Origin of the sequence: Kribbella sp. CA-245084 (assembly GCF_050942355.1) — a bacterium.
In the GTDB taxonomy this organism is placed as follows: Bacteria; Actinomycetota; Actinomycetes; order Propionibacteriales; family Kribbellaceae; genus Kribbella.
Window position 1 is genome coordinate 823,009 of record NZ_CP192053.1, and the last position, 16,907, is coordinate 839,915.

Genomic DNA, 16,907 nt, shown 5'->3' on the forward strand with positions numbered 1-16,907 from the left:
CTGGGAAGGCGTGGTGCTCAAGCTGTTTCGCGGGAAGGACTTCGTCTTCACCGTGACGGGTGCCGAACAGGTCACCGAGCGCTATCGTCGGGTGCATTTCACCGACGGCGGGCTGCTGCAGGCGACCGGCGTACATCCGACGATGTGGGTGCGGCTCTGGTTCGACAACGCGGGCAAGCCGCATCAGCGCGCGTACACGCTGGTCGATCCGGACATCGAGGCCGGCACGTTCAGCCTGGAGTTCGCGCTGCACGACGGATGTGCGAGCGACTGGTCCCGGAAGGCCGAGCCCGGCGACACGATCGAGGCGACGGTGCAGGGGACCGGCTTCGAGGTGCCGGACCCGCTGCCGCCGCGGATGCTGGTGATCGGCGACCCGGCCTCGTTGCCCGCTATCAACTCGCTGCTCGCGGTCGCCCCGAAGCTGCCGGCGACGATCTGGTTCGAGACTACCCACGACCTTGACCAGGAGCTGCCGTTCCGCACCGAGGAGCATCACGACCTGAGAACCGTCCCGCGGTCGCGACTGGTCGAGCATGTGAAGACCGAGCTCAAGGACGAGATCAGCCCCGACACGTTCGTCTGGATCGCGTGCGACACCGCGACCACGCGCGCCCTCACGTCGTACGTCCTGAAGGATCTCGCCGTGCCGAAGCATCGCGTGAAGTCCCTCGGCTACTGGAAGGCCGCGTAATCTTGCCGGCGTGATCACGCCGCTCGACCTCACCGACCAGATCCTCGCCGAGCGGTTGCTGCAGATCCAGCACGCCGCGTACGCCGTCGAGGCCGAGCTGATCGGCTTCGACGGCATCCCGCCACTCCAGGAAGACCTGGCCGGACTCTTGCAGTCCACCGAGCACTGGCTCGGCAGGTACGACGGAAGCATCCTGGTCGGCGCGGTTGCGTATGAGTTCCCGGACGACGACACGGTCGAGATCGCCCGCCTGATCGTCGACCCTGCCCACGCCCGCCGAGGCCACGGCAAAGCCCTGCTCGACCATCTCGACCATCTCGAACCGCGACCAACCAGCCTGGTCTCGACCGGCTCGGCCAACACTCCCGCAGTCAACCTCTACAAGTCCCGCGGTTACGCAGAGGTCAACCGGCTGGAAGTTGCCCCCGGCATCTTCGTCACCCAGTTCAGTCGCGGGTCCTGACCTGCTCGAACCCGTAGTACAGGGCGAGCAGGAACACGATCAGCAGGGTCACCTGGGCCGAGATGAACGAGATCCCGATGCAGGCTCCGTAGATCACCGTGCCCATGGAGTAACGGATCAAGGACCTGCGCATCTGCGACTTCGTCATCTCGTGCTCGACCAGATGGTGGCGCAGTACGTACCACCAGATCAGGCTGAACGCGATCGCCGCCAGCGTCAGGTTCGCGCTGTAGACGGCAGCTGCGACGTTCGCGTTGATGGAGTGGTCCTCGAGATGCTCGGCGAACAGACTCGTCGGGAACGGCAGCAGCGTCGCCCATAACAGCAGCAACAGGTTGAGGAACATCAGCCCGCGATCCGCGCGCTGGATCTGGCGGAACATCGAGTGGTGGTTGACCCACATGATGCCGAGGATCGCGAAGCTGGTGAGGTACGCCGCGAACTGCGGCCACTCGTCCAGCAACGCCGGCCACAGCCGCTGCCCCTCCTCGAGCTCAGGGCTGTGCAGCTCGAGGACGAGAAGGGTGATCGCGATCGCGAAGACGCCGTCGCTGAACGCTTCCAGCCGGTTGGTCTCCGCGAGGTCAGACTGAGTGCTCACGAGCACCCAGTCTGACCTAGTACACCGGTGAACGGACCGCGGAACTGATCGCCTTGAGCGTAATCGACCTCAGTCCGTCGACAGTGAAATGGCTGTCCAGCTGATGGCCGGGAGGGTAACGGTCAGTTTGCCGTCGACGAGGGTGGCCGCGTCGAGCTGTTGCGGTACGACGCGGTCGGGGTTGGTCGCCGAGTTGGTTGCCAGTGGGTCCGCGTCGTGCACGATCAGCGCTTCGGCGACGGTCGTGACGCCGGTGCGGCTGACGTCGACGGTCACCTCGATCGGCCCCTCGGTCGACCGGTTGACGGCGAAGATCGCGACCTTGCCTTCGTCGTACGTCGCGACCGCGTCGACCGCCGGTACGTCGCCGTACTTCTCGGTCGTGGTGAGAGGCGAGTCGGTCTCGACCCGGAGGACCTGACCGGACGCGAGCCGGGACGTGATCGCGAACGGGTGGAACGTCGGCTGCCGCCAGGCCGCGCCGCCGGGCTCGGTCATGATCGGAGCGATCACATTCGCGAGCTGGGCCAGGCAGGCGACCCCGACCCGGTCGCTGTGCCGGAGCAACGAGATCAGCAGGTTGCCGAGGACAACGGCATCGGTGACGTTGTACTCGTCCTCGATCCGTCGCGGCGCCACCTCCCACTGGTCGTGCGGGCCGTCGGTACGGCGGGAGCGCTCGCCGTACCAGACGTTCCACTCGTCGAACGAGATGCCGATCTTCTTGCTGCTCTTGAGCTCCGCGCCGACGTGATCGGCGGTCGCCACGACGGACTCGATGAAGTGGTCCATGTTCACCGCGGACGCCAGGAACGAGGCGGTGTCGCCGTCGTCGTTGCCGTAGTACGCGTGGCAGGAGATGTACTCGACGAACTCGTACGTTTCCCGCAGTACGTCGCGCTCCCAGGTCCCGAACAGCGGCATCCGCGACGACGACGATCCGCACGCCACGAGTTCCAGGTCCTTGTCGACCATCCGCATCACCCGCGCGGTCTCGGCCGCGAGCCGTCCGTACTCCGTCGGCGTCTTGTGACCGACCTGCCACGGCCCGTCCAACTCGTTGCCCAGGCACCACAGTTTGATCCCGTACGGCGCTGCGCCGTGCTGCTCACGCAGGTCGGACAACGCCGTACCGCCCGGGTGGTTCGTGTACTCGAGCAGGTCGAGCGCCTCCTGGACACCCCGCGTCCCGAGGTTGAGCGCCATCATCGGCTCGACGCCGGCCTTCACACACCACTTGCTGAACTCGTCGAGGCCGAACTCGTTGGTCTCGATGCTGTGCCAGGCCAGGTCGAGCCGGCGCGGCCGCTCGTCCCGCGGACCGACACCGTCCTCCCAGCGGTAACCGGAGACGAAGTTGCCGCCGGGGTAACGCACCACGGACACGCCGAGCTCACGAGTCAGCTCGAGGACGTCCTTGCGGAAGCCGTCCTCGTCGGCGGTCGCGTGGCCGGGTTCGTAGATGCCGGTGTAGACACACCGGCCCATGTGCTCGACGAAGGTCCCGAAGGTACGACGGTTCACGGGCGCGATCGTGAACGCAGGGTCGATGGTCAGATTGGCAGCGGGCACCAGGTTGCTCCTGTCATAGTTTGTCTAGCCCTTGATCCCCGCGTCGCCCACACCGCGGACGACGTGGCGCTGGAACAGGGCGTAGACGATCAGCAACGGAAGTCCGCCCAGTACGGCCGATGCCATGATCTGGGCGTAGCGCAGGCCGTACGAGCCCTGCACGTTGGCGAGGCCGACCGGGATCGTCATCATTGACGGGTCGGTGGTCACGATGAAGGGCCAGAGGAAGTTGTTCCAGGCCCCGATGAACGTGAAGATGCCGACGGCAACGAGGATCGGCCGCGACATCGGCACCATCACACTCCAGACGATCCGCCACCGAGACGCGCCGTCGACCCGGGCGGCGTCCTCGTAGTCGCGGGAGATGCCGTCGAAGAACTTCTTCAGCACGAACACCATCACCGGCGCGACCACCTGCGGAAGCACGATGCCCCAGTAGGTGTCGACCAGGCCGAGGCCGGTCATCTCCTGGAACAGCGGCACGATCAGCACCTGCGGCGGCACCAGGATGCCGGCGATGATCAAGCCGAACAGCACCCGCCGGCCCGGGAACGTCGTCCGCGAGAAGCCGTACGCCGCCAGGACGGAGACGATCAATGTCAGCGCCGTCACCAGGATCGAGACGACGGTGCTGTTCAGGAACCAGCGGATCAGATCACCCTGGTCGATGACGCTCCGATAGGCGTCGGCGGTCGGCGTCTGCGGGAACCAGGTGATCGGCGCCCGGGTGGTCTCGGGCTCCGGCTTGAGCGAAGTGTCCAGGGCCCACAACAATGGAACGAGCCAGACGACGGCGAGGATGACGGCGCCGACGGCGGTCGCCGCCTTCGGAAAGGTCCAGCGTGGTGGGCGGCTCGCCGCCGACTTGGTGGCTGTAGGCAACGCGACGGTCGTCATTCCGCCTCCCCTCGACCGGAGAACAGTTTGAACTGCAGCAGCGCGACCACCACGATGACCGCGAAGAACATGTACGAGATCGCCGACGCGTAGCCGATCCGGTAGTTGGTGAAGCCGTTCTCGTAGATGTACTGGATGATCGGCCGGGTCGCGAAGTTCGGCCCGCCGTCGGTCATCAGGTAGACCTGGTCGAAGATCTTCAACGACGCCACCAGTTGCAGTACGACGATCAGCCCGGTGGTCCGGCTCAGCAACGGCAGCGTGATCCGGAACAACTGCTGCCGGCCGTTCGCCCCGTCGATCGCGGCCGCCTCGTAGACCTGGGCCGGGATCCCTTGCAGGGCGGCGAGATAGAGCAGGAAGTTGAACCCCACGGTCCACCAGACCGTGGTGATCACGATCGCGAGCATGGCGCGGTTCTCGGTGTTCAGCCAGTCGATCTCGGCGAACCCGCCGGCCGTCAGCAGCCCGTTCACCAGGCCGAAACCGGGTTGGAATATCCACACCCAGATCAGCGTCACCACAGTGGCCGGCAGGACGAACGGAGCGAAGTACGAGAAGCGCAGCAGCCAGCCGAGCAGTCCCTTGCGGTTGGCCAGGAGCGCCATCACCAGCGCGACGATCACCAGCGGCGGCGTGCTCATCGCGGTGAAGACCAGGGTGTTCTTCAGCGACGACCAGACGGCCGGGTCGCCGGCCATCTCCCGCCAGTTGGCCAGGCCGAGAAACTGGTGTTTCACCCCGGCCAGGCTGGTGTTGAAGAAGCTGTTCCACAGCCCGGACACGATCGGCCAGAGCATGAAGACCGCGAAGAGCAGCAGGAACGGCGCCACGAAGAGCAGCCCGCCCCAACGCTCCTGCCAGGGCCGGCCGGCGGCCTGCTTGGTCGCGGCCGGCGGGGTGGCGTCGATGGCACGAGAGGGTGTTTGCACAGCCATGATGGGCCTCCTTTCAGACCGGGGACGGGGTGTCGAGCAGCTTCTGCGTCGCTGCCTTGAACTGGGCGAGGGCGGTCTTCGGAGTGGCCTGTCCGCTCGCGATCCCGCTGAAGGCGGCCGCCGATTCGTTCTCCAGTTGGGCTCCCGACCCGCTGAACCACGCGTCCGGGTCGTACAGCACGTTCGGCGCGACGCTGCGGTACTCCGCCTGCGGCTTGAGGTTCAGGTACTCCGTGCTCTTCACCACCGGCTGGTACGCCGGGATGTGGCCGCCGGCCGCCCACTCGGCGCTGTGCTTCAGCATCCAGGCGATGTACTCGATCGTCGCCTTGGTGTCGTCGGCGTTGCGGTGCGCCTGGTGCGGCAACACGAACGTGTGGGAGTCGCCCTGGAACTTCGGTACGTCGTACACGACCGGGAACGGCGCCATGCTGAACGGCAGCTTCGCGGTCTGGTACGTCGTGACCTCCCACTCGCCGTTGAAGCTCATCCCCGCGTCGCCGTTGGTGAACTGCGCCACCAGCGCCGCGTAGTTCGCAGACTTCGGGGTCAGCCCTTCACTGGCGAGCTTCGCGATCAGATCCAGGGCTTCGAGCGCCTTGGCATCGTCGAGCACGAGCTGCGTGCCGTCCTCGTTGAAGAACTTGCCCTCGAGCTGGCCGTACAGCGTGTACCAGAGCCGCCAGGGGCTGGTGGTGTCGACCGAGACAGCGTACTTGCCGGTGACGTCCTTGACCGCGCGGAGCATGTCGAGGAACGGGTCCACGCCCTTGACCGGCTTGATCTTCCCGTCCGCGTCGAGCAGCCCGGCCTTCTTGCAGATGTCGGTGTTGTAGTAGAGGACGAACGGATGCTGGTCGAGCGGTACGGCGTACAACTTGCCGTCGATGACGCAGCGGTCCCAGGTCGCCGGCAGGAAGTCGGACTGCTGCACCCCGGCGGAGTTGAGCAGGTCGACCGGAATCGGGTCGAGCATCGTCGTCGGGCTGAATCCCTTCAGCCGGGACATGTGCATGGTCGCGACCTCGGGTGCCCGGCCGCCGGCCGCCGACATCGCGAGCTTGGTGTAGAACGGCGGACCCCAGGCGAGCGTGGTCGCGCTGAACCGCACGTCGGGGTGCTCGGCGACGTACTGCTGATGGATCTGCAGCAGCCGGGCGCCGTCACCGCCGCCGAACAGGTTCCATTCGCGGACCCTCGGCTTGGATCCGACGGATCCGCAGCCGGTGAGGGCGAGTGCACCGAGCAGGCCACCAAGTACTGCTCGACGCCCGGGGCGCAGGGGTGGTGAATCAGGGGGCATGAGTCTCCTCCAGGCGGGGGCGGAGCGCGCTTCTACACCGATGTACTACATCGGTGTAGGGATCATGCCCGGACGCTCGGGGAGCGTCAAGGTCTCAGTTGATACCGAGCGTGGATTCGCGGATGTGGAGCTCGTACCGCGCCGCGATCTCCTCGTGTTCGGAGTCGTCCCCGGCCATTCGGCGTACCAGCAGGTCGACGGCCCTCTGCGCGATCTCCGCGCGGCCCGGGTCGACCGTGGTCAGGCTCGGGGTGCTGTAACTGGCCTCGTCGATGTTGTCGAAGCCGGCGATCGCGACGTCGTCCGGCACGCGGATGCCACGCTGGGTGAGCACTCGGAGTGCCCCCAGCGCGAGGGTGTCGTTCAGCCCTAACAGAGCGTCGAACTTCAGGCCTGACGCGAGTAGTCGCTCCGTCGCCTCGGCTCCGGTCGAGCGGTGCCAGCGCCCGGCCGGGAACGCCAGCTCCTCCGGGACCTTGAGACCGTGCTCGGTGAGGGCCTCGGCGTAGGCGCCGTACCGGATGGCCGCCGTACCGATCTTCTCGCCGGGATGTACGCCGAGGACCGCGATCCGGCGGCGCCCCAAAGCCAGCAGATGTTCGACCGCGGCCTTGGTGGCCGGGACGTTGTCGATCATCACGTGATCGACCGGGCTGTGGAAGATCCGCTCACCGAGCAGCACCATCGGCGTGTTCGACTTCAGGTGGCCGATGTCTTCCTGGCCGAGGCCGAGCGGACTGTAGAGCAGGCCGTCGACCAGGTGGCCGCGAGGGCGCCCGAGGACGCTCAGCTCGCGATCACGGTCTGCGCCGGTCTGTTCGATCATCACGGTCAGGCCGTGATCGTCGGCCGCCACGATGACCTGGTCGGCGAGCTCACCGAAGTACGGCAGGCTCAGCTCCGGTACGGCGAGGCCGATGACACCGGTCCGCCCGGACTTCAGGTTCCGGGCGGAGATGTTCATCCGGTAGCCGAGGGCATCGATCGCCGCGAGCACCTTCGTGCGCGTCTCGGCGCGGATGTACGGATAGCCGTTCATCACGTTCGAGACCGTCTTCGGAGACACGCCGGCCTCGCGCGCGACGTCGCGCATCGTCACCGCCATGGCATGTCCCTCATGGGCAGCCACGGTAGTGCAGAGCTCACTCCTCCGGGGCCGCCTCGTTGTGCGGCGGACGGCGTGGCGGGTTCGGCTGCGGGCCGGCCGAGCGGCCGCCCGGGTGGTCGGCGATGTCCGGCTCGTTGTCGTCGTCCAGCTCCACACCCTCCTCCCGCAGCACGTCCTCCACCGCAGGATCCACCTCATAACCGGGATTTGGCAGCCCTGGCCTGTCGAAACTCATCGCACCCTCCCTGGCAGTTCGTTCCTGAGGCCACGATACGCCTCCCGCCATCAACCGAAAGATAACAACAAAAGAAGAGAAGCTTTAAAGACGATTGAAGAAAATACGAAAGACAGGCTCTGAGCAGGCTTCAGGAAGAGACTAAAGAAAGAGCAAAAGGAACAGATTTAGGGTAGTGGTCGGCTCCGGTGACCGCCCGCAAGCTCACTGAGCTGCGAAGCGTGTCAGGAAAAGACCTTGCCCCCCGTGGCGGAGGAATCGGAGCTGGGGCGCACCGTGCCCGCCGGCTCCGGGGCGTGCCGACCGGCACTGGAACGGCGGCCGTCGCCGAGACCGGCGATCTCGACCGCAAGCCCTGACCGCGATGGCCGTTGCGCGTCCGTTCGGCTTGTAAATAAGGGGTTCCGCGGCTCGGCCGATTTGGCGTGCTGATCTCGAACAGATAGAATCGAACACATGTTCGACACGGATCTGGAGACGCTGTCGACGGCCGACCTGCTCGAGTCGGCCGCCGAGCACCGCGCGATGGCCAATCAGGCCGACGCGCGGCTGCTGCAGCATGCCCAGATCTACGCCGACCGCTTCCACCCGTCGGTCTGTGGCCTCAGGCCCGGTCGCCGGACCGCCGATGGACGCGAGCGCGCGGTGGTGCTCGGCGGTGACGGCTGCCCGGAGATCGCGGAGTTCGCGATCTCCGAATTCGCTCTGATGCTCGGCATCTCCTCGACAGTGGCCGCCGGCTTCCTTGGTGAAGCGCTCGCGCTGCAGCACCGGTTCCCGCTCACCTGGGCCCGCGTCCTGTCCGGTGATGCCACCCCGTGGAAAGCCCGCCGCCTCGCCTCGGCCTGCCTGAAACTGTCCGAACAAGCCGCCCGCGCCGTCGACAAACGCGCCGCATCGCTGATCGACTGCATTACGCCGTACCGGCTGGACAGGATCATCCGTGCCGCCAAGGCACACGCCGACCCCGACCTGGCCCGCGACGAGGCGGCCGAAGCAGCCGACGAGCGGGGCGTGTTCGTCGGCCGCAGCGATGAGAGATGCCATGAAGTGACACACTGGGGTCATGAGCAGGATTGTTGCGCTGTACTGCCGGATTTCGAAGGATCGGAACGGCAAGACCGAGGGTGTGAAGGCTCAGGAGAAGTGGGGCCGCGAGTATGCGGCCACCGCGTGGCCGGGTCAGGCGGTCGAGGTGTTCAAGGACAACAACATCTCGGCGGCGAACGGCGATCACCGGCCGGAGTTCGAACGGTTCCGGGAGTGGGTCGCGGCGGGGCGGGTCGCGCACGTCTGGGCGGTGGAGCAGTCCCGGTTGGAGCGCCGCGAGGTGGGCTGGTTCGTACTGGCGGCCGAACTGGATGCGGCCGGGATCACCGAGTTGCACACCAACCGGGACGGCATCGTTCGGGTGCGGGATGAGGTCGCCGGAATCAAGGCGGTGCTGAATGCGGGTGAGGTGCGCAAGCTGAAGAAGCGCGTGACCGACCGATTGGCCGAGGTCGCCGCGTCGGGCCGTCCTCCGGGGGGCACCGTATTCGGCTATCGGCACACGAAAGATGCTGAGGACAACAAGACGTTGGAGATCATCCCGGAGCAGGCTGACGCGATTCGTTGGGCCGCTGATCAGGTGTTGGCCGGGTGGTCGCTGACGAACATCGCCGCCGAACTACGGGCGCGCGGTCTGACCGGTTCCCACGGTGGCCGGATCGGCGTGAGCGCGGTCCGGTCGATGACCACGAATCCGGCGGTGTCTGGCCTCCGGGTTTATCGGGGTCGCGTGGTTGGCCCGGGTGTGTGGGAACCGATCCTGGACGAGCAGATCCGGCGGGCGGTGAAGGCCAAGCTCGACGTGGACCGGGTGGTTCGGCGTAAGGACGGCGGTACCTATGCGGTTGGTGCGCAGCATCGCGGACACGCCAAGGGCCGCAAGTACGAGTTGACGGGGCTCGCGCACTGTGGTGTCTGCGGCGCGCCGTTGGTTGGGACGCTAAAGCAGCGGAAGAAGACCAAGACTGGCAAGGTCACGAGTACGCCGTACCTGCTGTGCACGCCGGGACGGCAGTGGACCGATGAGAACGGCGTACGCCGCAACGGGCGCGGCTGTATCGGCATTGCCCTTGAACCGACCAGCCGGTTCGTGGTTGACCAACTGTTCGCTGAACTCGACAAACCCGAGTTCCTGGAAAAGGTTGCCGCCGACAACCATGCTGACCGCCGGCAGAGGATCGCTGCCGCGCTGGAGGCCGTCGAGCGCAAGCGGGAGGAGCTGGCCCACTTCTGGAACCTCCCCGCCGGACACCCGGACGCACTGACAACGGCGGAATGGCAGACTGCGCGGCGTGCACAGAATGAACGCGAGGAGGAGCTGAAAGCCGAGCTGCGCGCCGTGCCGCCGCCGGTCGTGAACGTGGATATCGCAAAGGTCCGTGCGACGTGGCCGCCGACGCCGGAGGACCGTGGTCGGGACGGGCGTATGACTTTGGATGAATGCCGGGAGTTTTTGCGGTTGTTCATCGATACCGTGGCTGTCCACCGGGCCGCACCAGGAACGCGGGAATTCGACGGGGGCAGGGTCGAGATCAGGATGCACCCATGAACGTGTTGATCGAGTGTCCTGGTTGTCACCGTCCCGTGGGCACGTTGCATTGGGTCGGTACTCGCGCCGAGTTCGCCGGAACGATCGTCCCCGACAGCGGCGACCCCGGCGGGACCTTGACCAGTTCGGGCGGTCGCCGGGGACAGGCGGGTTGGGTGACCCGCGTTGTCGATGCCGACCTGACTGGGGGCCCGGACTCGTCATCGAGCGTCGGCCGGAAACGGCTTGAATGCCGAGGTCGCGGGCATCGCGGCAGGACCCTGAGCAAGACCATCGGGCAGCAGACTCTGGATGCGAGCTACCACCGGCTGGTCAGGGAAGGCCGGACCCGCGCATCCTGGCTGGACCTGCACACCTGACAGGTCTGGGCCGTGTACTGTGGGCCGCACAACACAGATGCGGTCCGCAGCGAAGCCGCCCGTCAAGTCGCTCCCCGGCACTCCCCAGCAGGAGGGCTTGAGGAGCGATGTTCTATGTTCGCCCAGTCCAACGCGGCTCGTACCGCGCCTGCGCGCAACGCGGCATTGCGCAACGCGGCTTTGCGCGCGACCGATGATCCTGTCCGACTCGCGCGCGCCGCCCGGATCGTTCGTGCCGCTCTGGAACGCGGCAGGCTCACTACCGACGACCTGAACGGCGAAATCGTTGCTTCCGCCAACGACACGTCAGGTGGTGGTGAGAGTGACGCCGTCTAGAAAGAGGCGAGGGGCACCCGCTGCCGAGTGCCCCTCCAAGACCTACCGCCACCAAGCCGTTGATCTTTCCCACAGCGTACGCGAAGCCGCCGACGCGTTGGAATCACCCGAGTGCGTTGCACTGGCGGATCTGGCCCTTGCGGGTAACGGGATTGCCGAAGGTTCGGTACGCGGTGTGCACGTGATTGCGGTGTCGGATCTGGTGCTTGCGCTCGCGCCGGCCAAGTTGCCTGAGGCCCCAACTCTGGTCCGCGCGGACGGCCGCTGGGTCGTCCTTTTCCGGTCGCCGGATGGTGCGCGATGACCGGCGCACTGGTCCCGGAGCTGGTGGAGGTCGCCCGGCGATGGGCTGCGGCGGGGTTCGCCGTGATCCCGGCAGCGACCAACGGCAGTAAGGCCCCGGCCGTGGCCTGGAAGCAGTATCAGGAGGAGCGACCGAGCGAGGGCCAGCTCACGGCGTGGTTCGGCGGCGATGCGTACGACGGCCTCGGCCTCGTCTGCGGTGCGGTCTCTGGACAGCTTGAGATGTTCGAGGCAGAGGGGCGCGCGGTCGCTGACGGCACCTTGGAGGCGTTCCGGCTGGCCATGGTCGACAACGGACTCGAGGATCTGTGGGACCGGCTCAACGCGGGGTATGTGGAGCTGTCACCGTCCGGCGGGATGCACTGGCTGTACCGCGTCGACGGTCCTGCCTGCCCAAACACGAGGCTGGCCCGGCGTCCAGCGACTGCCGTTGAACTCGGCAACGAGCCGGACGAGAAAGTCAAGGTGCTGTTGGAGACGCGGGGTGAGGGCGGCTTTGTGGTGGTCGCCCCCTCGGGTGGTCGCACGCACCCGAGGGGGAAGCGGTGGCGTGTCTTGCTCGGTCGCCCGGACACCATCCCCGTGATCACGATTGATGAACGCGACGCGCTCTATGCCATCGCGGCGATGTTCGATCTGATGCCGGTCACGGTCCCCGAGGTGCCGTCCGGCCGGGGCATGCTGCACGGTGATGGTGCTCACGGCAACCGGCCCGGCGATGACTTCAACGCCCGTGGGTCGTGGGATGACATTCTAAACGGCTGGACTCGTGCGCGTCGGTTCGGCGGCAACTGCTGGACGTGGGTGCGGCCGGGGAAGAATCCGCGCGACGGGATCAGCGCCACAACCGGCCGCAACGACGGCGACAACTTGTATGTGTTCTCTACGTCGACCGAGTTCGAGGCCGAACACCCGTACAGCAAGTTCGCCGCGTACACGCTGCTTCATTATGGAGGCGACTACAGCGCCGCCGCCAGTGCGCTCCGGGCCGATGGATACGGCTCGCCAGCGCCGACACCGGCTCAGCCGGCCGACGTAGTCATGGACCACGAACCAGTTGCTATCGGCAACGAGGTGGCCGAGGTCCACGGCGGTCGGACCGGACACCGGCCCTGGCAGCCCGTCGACCTTTCGCACGTGCTGGACGGCACCTGGCAGGCCCCGGAACCCACGGTGGGACAGCGCGCGGACGGGGTCGGATTGTTCTACCCGGGCAAGGTCCACACCGCCGCGAGTGAGTCCGAGGGCGGCAAGACATGGTTTGCGTTGGGGGGGTGCTTGACCGAGATGGACCGGGGCAACAGTGCGGTGTACCTGGATTTCGAGGACGACGAAGGTGCGATCGTCAACCGGCTGCTGGACATGGGGGCCAAGCCGAACCAGATCCGCGACCACTTCACCTACCTACGGCCGGACGCTGCCCTCGGCAGCGGCATCAACCGTGACGACCTCGCTGCCGTGCTGGCCGACAGCCGCCCAACGATCGTGATCCTGGACGGTGTCACCGAGGCTCTGGCGTTGCACGGTCTCGATGCCAACAAGAACAACGAGGTGGCCAGGTTCGGCCAGATGTTGCCGAGCTGGATTGCCAGGCGCGGGCCTGCTGTCGTCAGCCTCGACCACGTCGTCAAGAACGGCGAGAACCGTGGCCGGTACGCGATCGGCGCGGTACACAAGCTCAATGGCATCGACGGCGCGGCGTACGTGCTGGAGAACCGGCACCCATTCGGCGTCGGGGTTCGGGGAGTCTCCTACCTGAAGCTGTCCAAGGACCGCCCCGGGCAGTTGCGCCGCTACGCCGTTACCTCCGCGGGAAGGCTGCACTGGTTTGCTGACCTCGTGGTCGATGCCACCGGCAACACAGGGGATGAACTGTTGATCGAGGTACTGGCACCCTCGCCGACCGAAGACGAGTTTCGGCCGACCGTGATCATGGCCGAGATCATGGCACTGGTCACCGAGAAGGGGGCATTGCCCAAGCGGCTGATTCGTAAAGGGGTCAGGGGTCGCCACACGACGATTGACGCTGCGTTGGACGTGTTGGTCCTGGACGGATACCTGACCAAGACGACGCCGCACAGCAAGCTCAAGGACTGGGCCGAACAGTGACCACGTGCCCCCGTGCCCCAATGTGCCCCGGACACGTGTGCCCCGTGCCCCGACCTTTAGGGAGGGGCACGGACACGGCACACAACCACACCCAAAGCGTGTCCCGACTTTTCCGCCCGCAACTCCCACGTCAGCGAAGGGTGAAGACCACCATGACGCCTAACCCCTTGGCCCTGGGCCGACGCGCACGGCACCTCATGGTCCGGACGGCCTGCTTCCTGACCGGCCACCGTTCGGTCCTGACGGTGGTTGTACGGCCCGGCGGAGAGCTGGCCCTGGTGAGGTGTACCCGTTGCCGTTGGCAAGCTCAGGCACCCTGCCGAGCCGCGCCGGCCAAACCGCGTCGTACGACGAAACCGCCCACGGTTGCTGATCGGCACAACTCGTTGGCGGCTGCCGCCGATCGGTTGGGGGTGGTGCTGGTCGATCAATCCATCATTGACCTGATCCGGCTGCGGAACTCCGTGGACGAGGCACTGATGCATGTCGACCTGACGGGTGGCCACCGGTGAACGAATGGCCCCCGGCGGCGGAAGCATCGACGGCGTGGCGTGTCGCCCGTACGGCCGATGGTCAGTCGGTGCGCCTGTGTGCGGCCCGGTTGTGGGGTGAGCGGGTCGAGATCGACGCGCGGGGTCTGGTGTTCTGTCCGTACTGCTTCCGGATGGTCACCGTCGATGAACTGGGGCAGGCCACCAACACCCACGGCATCGGGTTGCGGCGCACTGGAACATTGCTGCTGCCGATGAACGGTGACAACGCCACACTGCGTGAGCCGTCGATCATGGACGAGTCGTGGTGACACCGCCGCCCGCCGGGAACGTTCCGCTGGTGATGCCGGTCAACGGCGCGTTGCTGGTCCACGGCCGGGCTGTCGTAACGCTGTACTGGTTGGCGCGGTCTGCGGCCGACACGGTGTCTAGGCGGGACGGGATCGCCCAGTCGGCCGAGGTCCGGTCGTTGCTGACGGCCCTGGAGTCCGCCGCGCGGCAGGTAAGGAGTTCCGCAGTTCCCGCGTCGGAGTTCCGTAGGTCGGTGCCTGAGGCAACCTGTGAACCAGACGACGAAACCGACAGTCGGGAAGTGGCCAGGATGCTCGGATGCAGCACCAGGTATGTGCGGTACCGCGCCGTTGAACTCGGCGGCCGGAAGCGTGCCGGGCGCTGGCTGTTCTCCCGCCGCCAGATCCTCGAACAGCGACAGGGGGTTTCATGACCGGCATCGTGGCCGCCCACATCAAGGCCGAGGCGCGCCGTCTGGGAGTCGGCAACGACACGTTGAAGGCACTCACCGGAACCGGCGCGGGCGGCCGGGTCACAGTGGCCGACGTACGCGCCGCCGCCCCACGACCCCAAGGTCCCCGGGCCACCGCGACGGTGGCCCGGCCCACGCCGGTCCCGCAGCCCCTGCATGACCCTTGGGGCAGTCCTCGGACCGGAACCGTGGTGATGGTCGATGCGTACAGCGAAAGCCCGATGCTCGACTACGTCATGGCGACCAGTGGCCCACCGGGCAGAGGTGCCCCGCCGCCGCCCGATTTCTTCAACTCTGGCCCCCGGCCGCCGATCACTGCCAGTGGAGCCGACCCGGCCATCTTGGTCAACGTGCATTGGCGTTTGCGACACAGCGCCGCGTTGGCCGGGGACCTCAGGTCCGTGCTCGCCATGGTGGAAACCGATCCGGACCTGGTCGGCGACAACGACCCGATGCAGTCACCGAGCGGACGCGGAGCACTGTTCGACTACATCGCCCGCGTGCGGAACTGGGCACTGTGGACGCCGCCCAACCAGATGACCGAGCCCGAGTATGTGGCCATGTTCGGAGGTGAATCGACGTGACGACGGACAAGACCACGTACGCCAAGGTGGCCGCGCGACTCGGTGTCGCCCCGGATGCTGACCCCACGACCCTGCTAGCCGCCTTCGATGAGGTCCAGGCCGAGAAGGCGCACGTCCGTACCAAGGCCGCGGGAGTCCATGCCGAGGGCAACGAACCCGCCCCGCCGGCCGAACGGACCACCACCAGGTACGAACCGCCGGACGGCACCGTGTTGGTCGACGCGATCACCTTCGACAGCGCGAGGGACTACGCACAGACGCTCGACCGGTTCCGTGCGCAGGTGGCCGAACGCGTGGGTGTCGACCCCACCGCCGATCCATCAGTCGTCCTCGCTGCCGTTGAGGAAGCGTTGGGCGAGAGCGCCGACACGGCCGAGGGCGTGGAGGTTGTCGACACCGCCGAGTTGCAGAGCCTGCGCCAAGACGCCGAGCAACACCGCACCGCACGAGAGCGCGCCGTGGTCGAGGCCGCCGTACATGACGGCCGCCTTCGGTCCTTCGAGCGGCGGCGCTGGGTCAGCCTCTTACAGCAGAGTCCGGACGCCGCTGCCGTACTCGCCGGGCTACCGAAAGGCCGCGTCCCGGTCGACGGACCGATCGGCTACACCGGCGCTCTCGATGCGGTCGGTGAAGGGCCACCGGACGACGACCTCGACCGGTTGTTCGGCGATGACCGGCGCTGACCCCGAGATGTTCCCGCGTCAACGTCACGCTCAGTCGTCGCGATCAGGGCGACCACTGACGAACGAAGGCGGGCAAGACCGGCTTTGGTTCTTCCTGTACCCGGTCGATGACCCCGCCTGCGCGGGACACACGCGGGTGCGCGCCAGGGCACCCCTTACCGCTGGCGCGCACCCACACCCCGCCAGAAAATCCGGACGGGGTGGCACCCACCGGGACCCCCGCGCCAGTCCGCCACTCTGCCCGATGACCTCGGAAAGGTGAACCCGTGGTTAACCGCGATGAGAAGCTGACCACGATGGCCACGAAGTTGCCTACGGCATCGAAAGAGGCATTCGAAGCACTGGCCAGACGGCGCAACGTCACGCCGAGCGCACTGTTACGCCGTCTGGTTGAAGGGGAGCTGGCGGGTAGGGCTGATTGGGACCGTGGCGAGGTCGAGCGGAGCACGGCAGAACAGTTGGAGCTGTACGGCGGAGATCCGGCCAGAAGTGCGGCGGCACTGAATCTGGCACGCAGACTGGACCGCGACCCAACGGCCGGAGCCGCAAACGCCGCGCAGTGGCGACTGCTGCTGAGTGAACTGATCCCCGTCCGCTCCGATGGGGACGTCGACGCGGTGACGCTGATGCGCTTTGCGGTCGCCTTCCGGCGGCGTGGGTGGCGGCTGTCTGATGACGTCGGCTCGTTTGACCTCGGGACGCTGGACGCGGCCACGAGGGCCGCGCTCGTTGAGGAGATGCGCGGCAGGCGCAAACCCGGCGGTGTCCCGGCGTACGAACCCGCTGCGGCAGTCGACGTGGGTTGAGGCGTGGGGGGTCGCTTCGTGTTCATTGCCGAGGGCAAGCACGTTCGGATCAGGTTCCACAGA

The 16,907-nt window shown here is 66.7% G+C and carries 18 protein-coding genes; 10 read left to right on the top strand and 8 right to left on the bottom strand.

The genetic code is table 11. The features are described from left to right. Positions 1–13 precede the first annotated feature (13 nt). Complete coding sequence (locus ACQPYH_RS04105) at positions 14–694, top strand: siderophore-interacting protein (RefSeq protein ID WP_432886751.1); 681 nt, start codon at positions 14–16, stop codon at positions 692–694. A 10-nt stretch (positions 695–704) separates the two neighbouring features. Beyond that, positions 705–1,157: a GNAT family N-acetyltransferase gene (locus ACQPYH_RS04110; RefSeq protein WP_432886754.1), complete on the top strand. Its 453-nt coding sequence runs from the start codon at positions 705–707 to the stop codon at positions 1,155–1,157. On the opposite strand, the gene ACQPYH_RS04115 is transcribed toward ACQPYH_RS04110, so the two are convergent. The 8 genes from ACQPYH_RS04115 to ACQPYH_RS04150 all read right to left on the bottom strand — a co-directional run bounded on the left by ACQPYH_RS04115 (position 1,141) and on the right by ACQPYH_RS04150 (position 8,858). Continuing rightward, positions 1,141–1,758, bottom strand: a complete 618-nt coding sequence (locus ACQPYH_RS04115) for a TMEM175 family protein (RefSeq protein ID WP_432886757.1) — start codon at positions 1,756–1,758, stop codon at positions 1,141–1,143. The two genes, ACQPYH_RS04110 and ACQPYH_RS04115, sit on opposite strands and share 17 nt — an antisense overlap. A gap of 69 nt (positions 1,759–1,827) precedes the next feature. Then, positions 1,828–3,330: an alpha-N-arabinofuranosidase gene (locus ACQPYH_RS04120; protein ID WP_432886761.1), complete on the bottom strand. Its 1,503-nt coding sequence runs from the start codon at positions 3,328–3,330 to the stop codon at positions 1,828–1,830. 24 nt (positions 3,331–3,354) lie between these two features. Continuing rightward, positions 3,355–4,227, bottom strand: a complete 873-nt coding sequence (locus ACQPYH_RS04125) for a carbohydrate ABC transporter permease (protein WP_432886764.1) — start codon at positions 4,225–4,227, stop codon at positions 3,355–3,357. Continuing rightward, a complete protein-coding gene (locus tag ACQPYH_RS04130; protein ID WP_432886767.1) occupies positions 4,224–5,165 on the bottom strand; it encodes a carbohydrate ABC transporter permease in 942 nt (313 codons plus the stop codon). Before ACQPYH_RS04130 ends, ACQPYH_RS04125 begins: the two co-directional genes overlap by 4 nt. A gap of 13 nt (positions 5,166–5,178) precedes the next feature. Then, positions 5,179–6,468, bottom strand: coding sequence for an extracellular solute-binding protein (locus ACQPYH_RS04135; RefSeq protein ID WP_432886770.1), 1,290 nt, complete (start codon positions 6,466–6,468; stop codon positions 5,179–5,181). 94 nt (positions 6,469–6,562) lie between these two features. Continuing rightward, positions 6,563–7,573 (bottom strand): LacI family DNA-binding transcriptional regulator, encoded by a 1,011-nt coding sequence (locus ACQPYH_RS04140; protein WP_432886773.1) that lies wholly within the window; start codon positions 7,571–7,573, stop codon positions 6,563–6,565. A 37-nt stretch (positions 7,574–7,610) separates the two neighbouring features. Continuing rightward, entirely contained in the window at positions 7,611–7,811 is a 201-nt protein-coding gene (locus tag ACQPYH_RS04145; protein ID WP_432886776.1) for a hypothetical protein, read from the bottom strand. Between the two features lie 204 nt (positions 7,812–8,015). Next, entirely contained in the window at positions 8,016–8,858 is an 843-nt protein-coding gene (locus ACQPYH_RS04150) for a hypothetical protein (RefSeq protein ID WP_432886779.1), read from the bottom strand. 19 nt (positions 8,859–8,877) lie between these two features. Here ACQPYH_RS04150 and ACQPYH_RS04155 point away from each other — a divergent pair, with 19 nt between their 5' ends. The 8 genes from ACQPYH_RS04155 (at position 8,878) to ACQPYH_RS04190 (ending at position 16,844) form a co-directional block, all read left to right on the top strand. Then, positions 8,878–10,410, top strand: coding sequence for a recombinase family protein (locus ACQPYH_RS04155; RefSeq protein ID WP_432886782.1), 1,533 nt, complete (start codon positions 8,878–8,880; stop codon positions 10,408–10,410). Positions 10,411–10,883: 473 nt separating this feature from the next. Next, positions 10,884–11,105, top strand: coding sequence for a hypothetical protein (locus tag ACQPYH_RS04160; RefSeq protein ID WP_432886785.1), 222 nt, complete (start codon positions 10,884–10,886; stop codon positions 11,103–11,105). A 300-nt stretch (positions 11,106–11,405) separates the two neighbouring features. Next, entirely contained in the window at positions 11,406–13,517 is a 2,112-nt protein-coding gene (locus ACQPYH_RS04165) for a bifunctional DNA primase/polymerase (RefSeq protein ID WP_432886788.1), read from the top strand. 508 nt (positions 13,518–14,025) lie between these two features. Continuing rightward, entirely contained in the window at positions 14,026–14,319 is a 294-nt protein-coding gene (locus ACQPYH_RS04170; protein ID WP_432886791.1) for a hypothetical protein, read from the top strand. Beyond that, positions 14,313–14,732: a hypothetical protein gene (locus tag ACQPYH_RS04175; protein ID WP_432886793.1), complete on the top strand. Its 420-nt coding sequence runs from the start codon at positions 14,313–14,315 to the stop codon at positions 14,730–14,732. The genes ACQPYH_RS04170 and ACQPYH_RS04175 overlap by 7 nt, the downstream gene beginning before the upstream one ends. Continuing rightward, a complete protein-coding gene (locus tag ACQPYH_RS04180; protein ID WP_432886796.1) occupies positions 14,729–15,355 on the top strand; it encodes a hypothetical protein in 627 nt (208 codons plus the stop codon). Before ACQPYH_RS04175 ends, ACQPYH_RS04180 begins: the two co-directional genes overlap by 4 nt. Beyond that, a complete protein-coding gene (locus tag ACQPYH_RS04185) occupies positions 15,352–16,038 on the top strand; it encodes a hypothetical protein (RefSeq protein ID WP_432886798.1) in 687 nt (228 codons plus the stop codon). Before ACQPYH_RS04180 ends, ACQPYH_RS04185 begins: the two co-directional genes overlap by 4 nt. 266 nt (positions 16,039–16,304) lie before the next feature. Then, positions 16,305–16,844: a hypothetical protein gene (locus ACQPYH_RS04190; RefSeq protein WP_432886801.1), complete on the top strand. Its 540-nt coding sequence runs from the start codon at positions 16,305–16,307 to the stop codon at positions 16,842–16,844. Positions 16,845–16,907 lie beyond the last annotated feature (63 nt).

Excerpts from the sequence above, each read along its gene's own strand:
- ACQPYH_RS04150 (WP_432886779.1), bottom strand. The coding sequence starts at position 8,858 with ATGGCATCTCTCATCGCTGCGGCCGACGAACACGCCCCGCTCGTCGGC.
- ACQPYH_RS04165 (WP_432886788.1), top strand. The coding sequence starts at position 11,406 with ATGACCGGCGCACTGGTCCCGGAGCTGGTGGAGGTCGCCCGGCGATGG.
- ACQPYH_RS04155 (WP_432886782.1), top strand. The coding sequence starts at position 8,878 with ATGAGCAGGATTGTTGCGCTGTACTGCCGGATTTCGAAGGATCGGAAC.
- ACQPYH_RS04140 (WP_432886773.1), bottom strand. The coding sequence starts at position 7,573 with ATGGCGGTGACGATGCGCGACGTCGCGCGCGAGGCCGGCGTGTCTCCG.
- ACQPYH_RS04160 (WP_432886785.1), top strand. The coding sequence starts at position 10,884 with ATGTTCGCCCAGTCCAACGCGGCTCGTACCGCGCCTGCGCGCAACGCG.
- ACQPYH_RS04145 (WP_432886776.1), bottom strand. The coding sequence starts at position 7,811 with ATGAGTTTCGACAGGCCAGGGCTGCCAAATCCCGGTTATGAGGTGGAT.
- ACQPYH_RS04125 (WP_432886764.1), bottom strand. The coding sequence starts at position 4,227 with ATGACGACCGTCGCGTTGCCTACAGCCACCAAGTCGGCGGCGAGCCGC.
- ACQPYH_RS04135 (WP_432886770.1), bottom strand. The coding sequence starts at position 6,468 with ATGCCCCCTGATTCACCACCCCTGCGCCCCGGGCGTCGAGCAGTACTT.
- ACQPYH_RS04130 (WP_432886767.1), bottom strand. The coding sequence starts at position 5,165 with ATGGCTGTGCAAACACCCTCTCGTGCCATCGACGCCACCCCGCCGGCC.
- ACQPYH_RS04180 (WP_432886796.1), top strand. The coding sequence starts at position 14,729 with ATGACCGGCATCGTGGCCGCCCACATCAAGGCCGAGGCGCGCCGTCTG.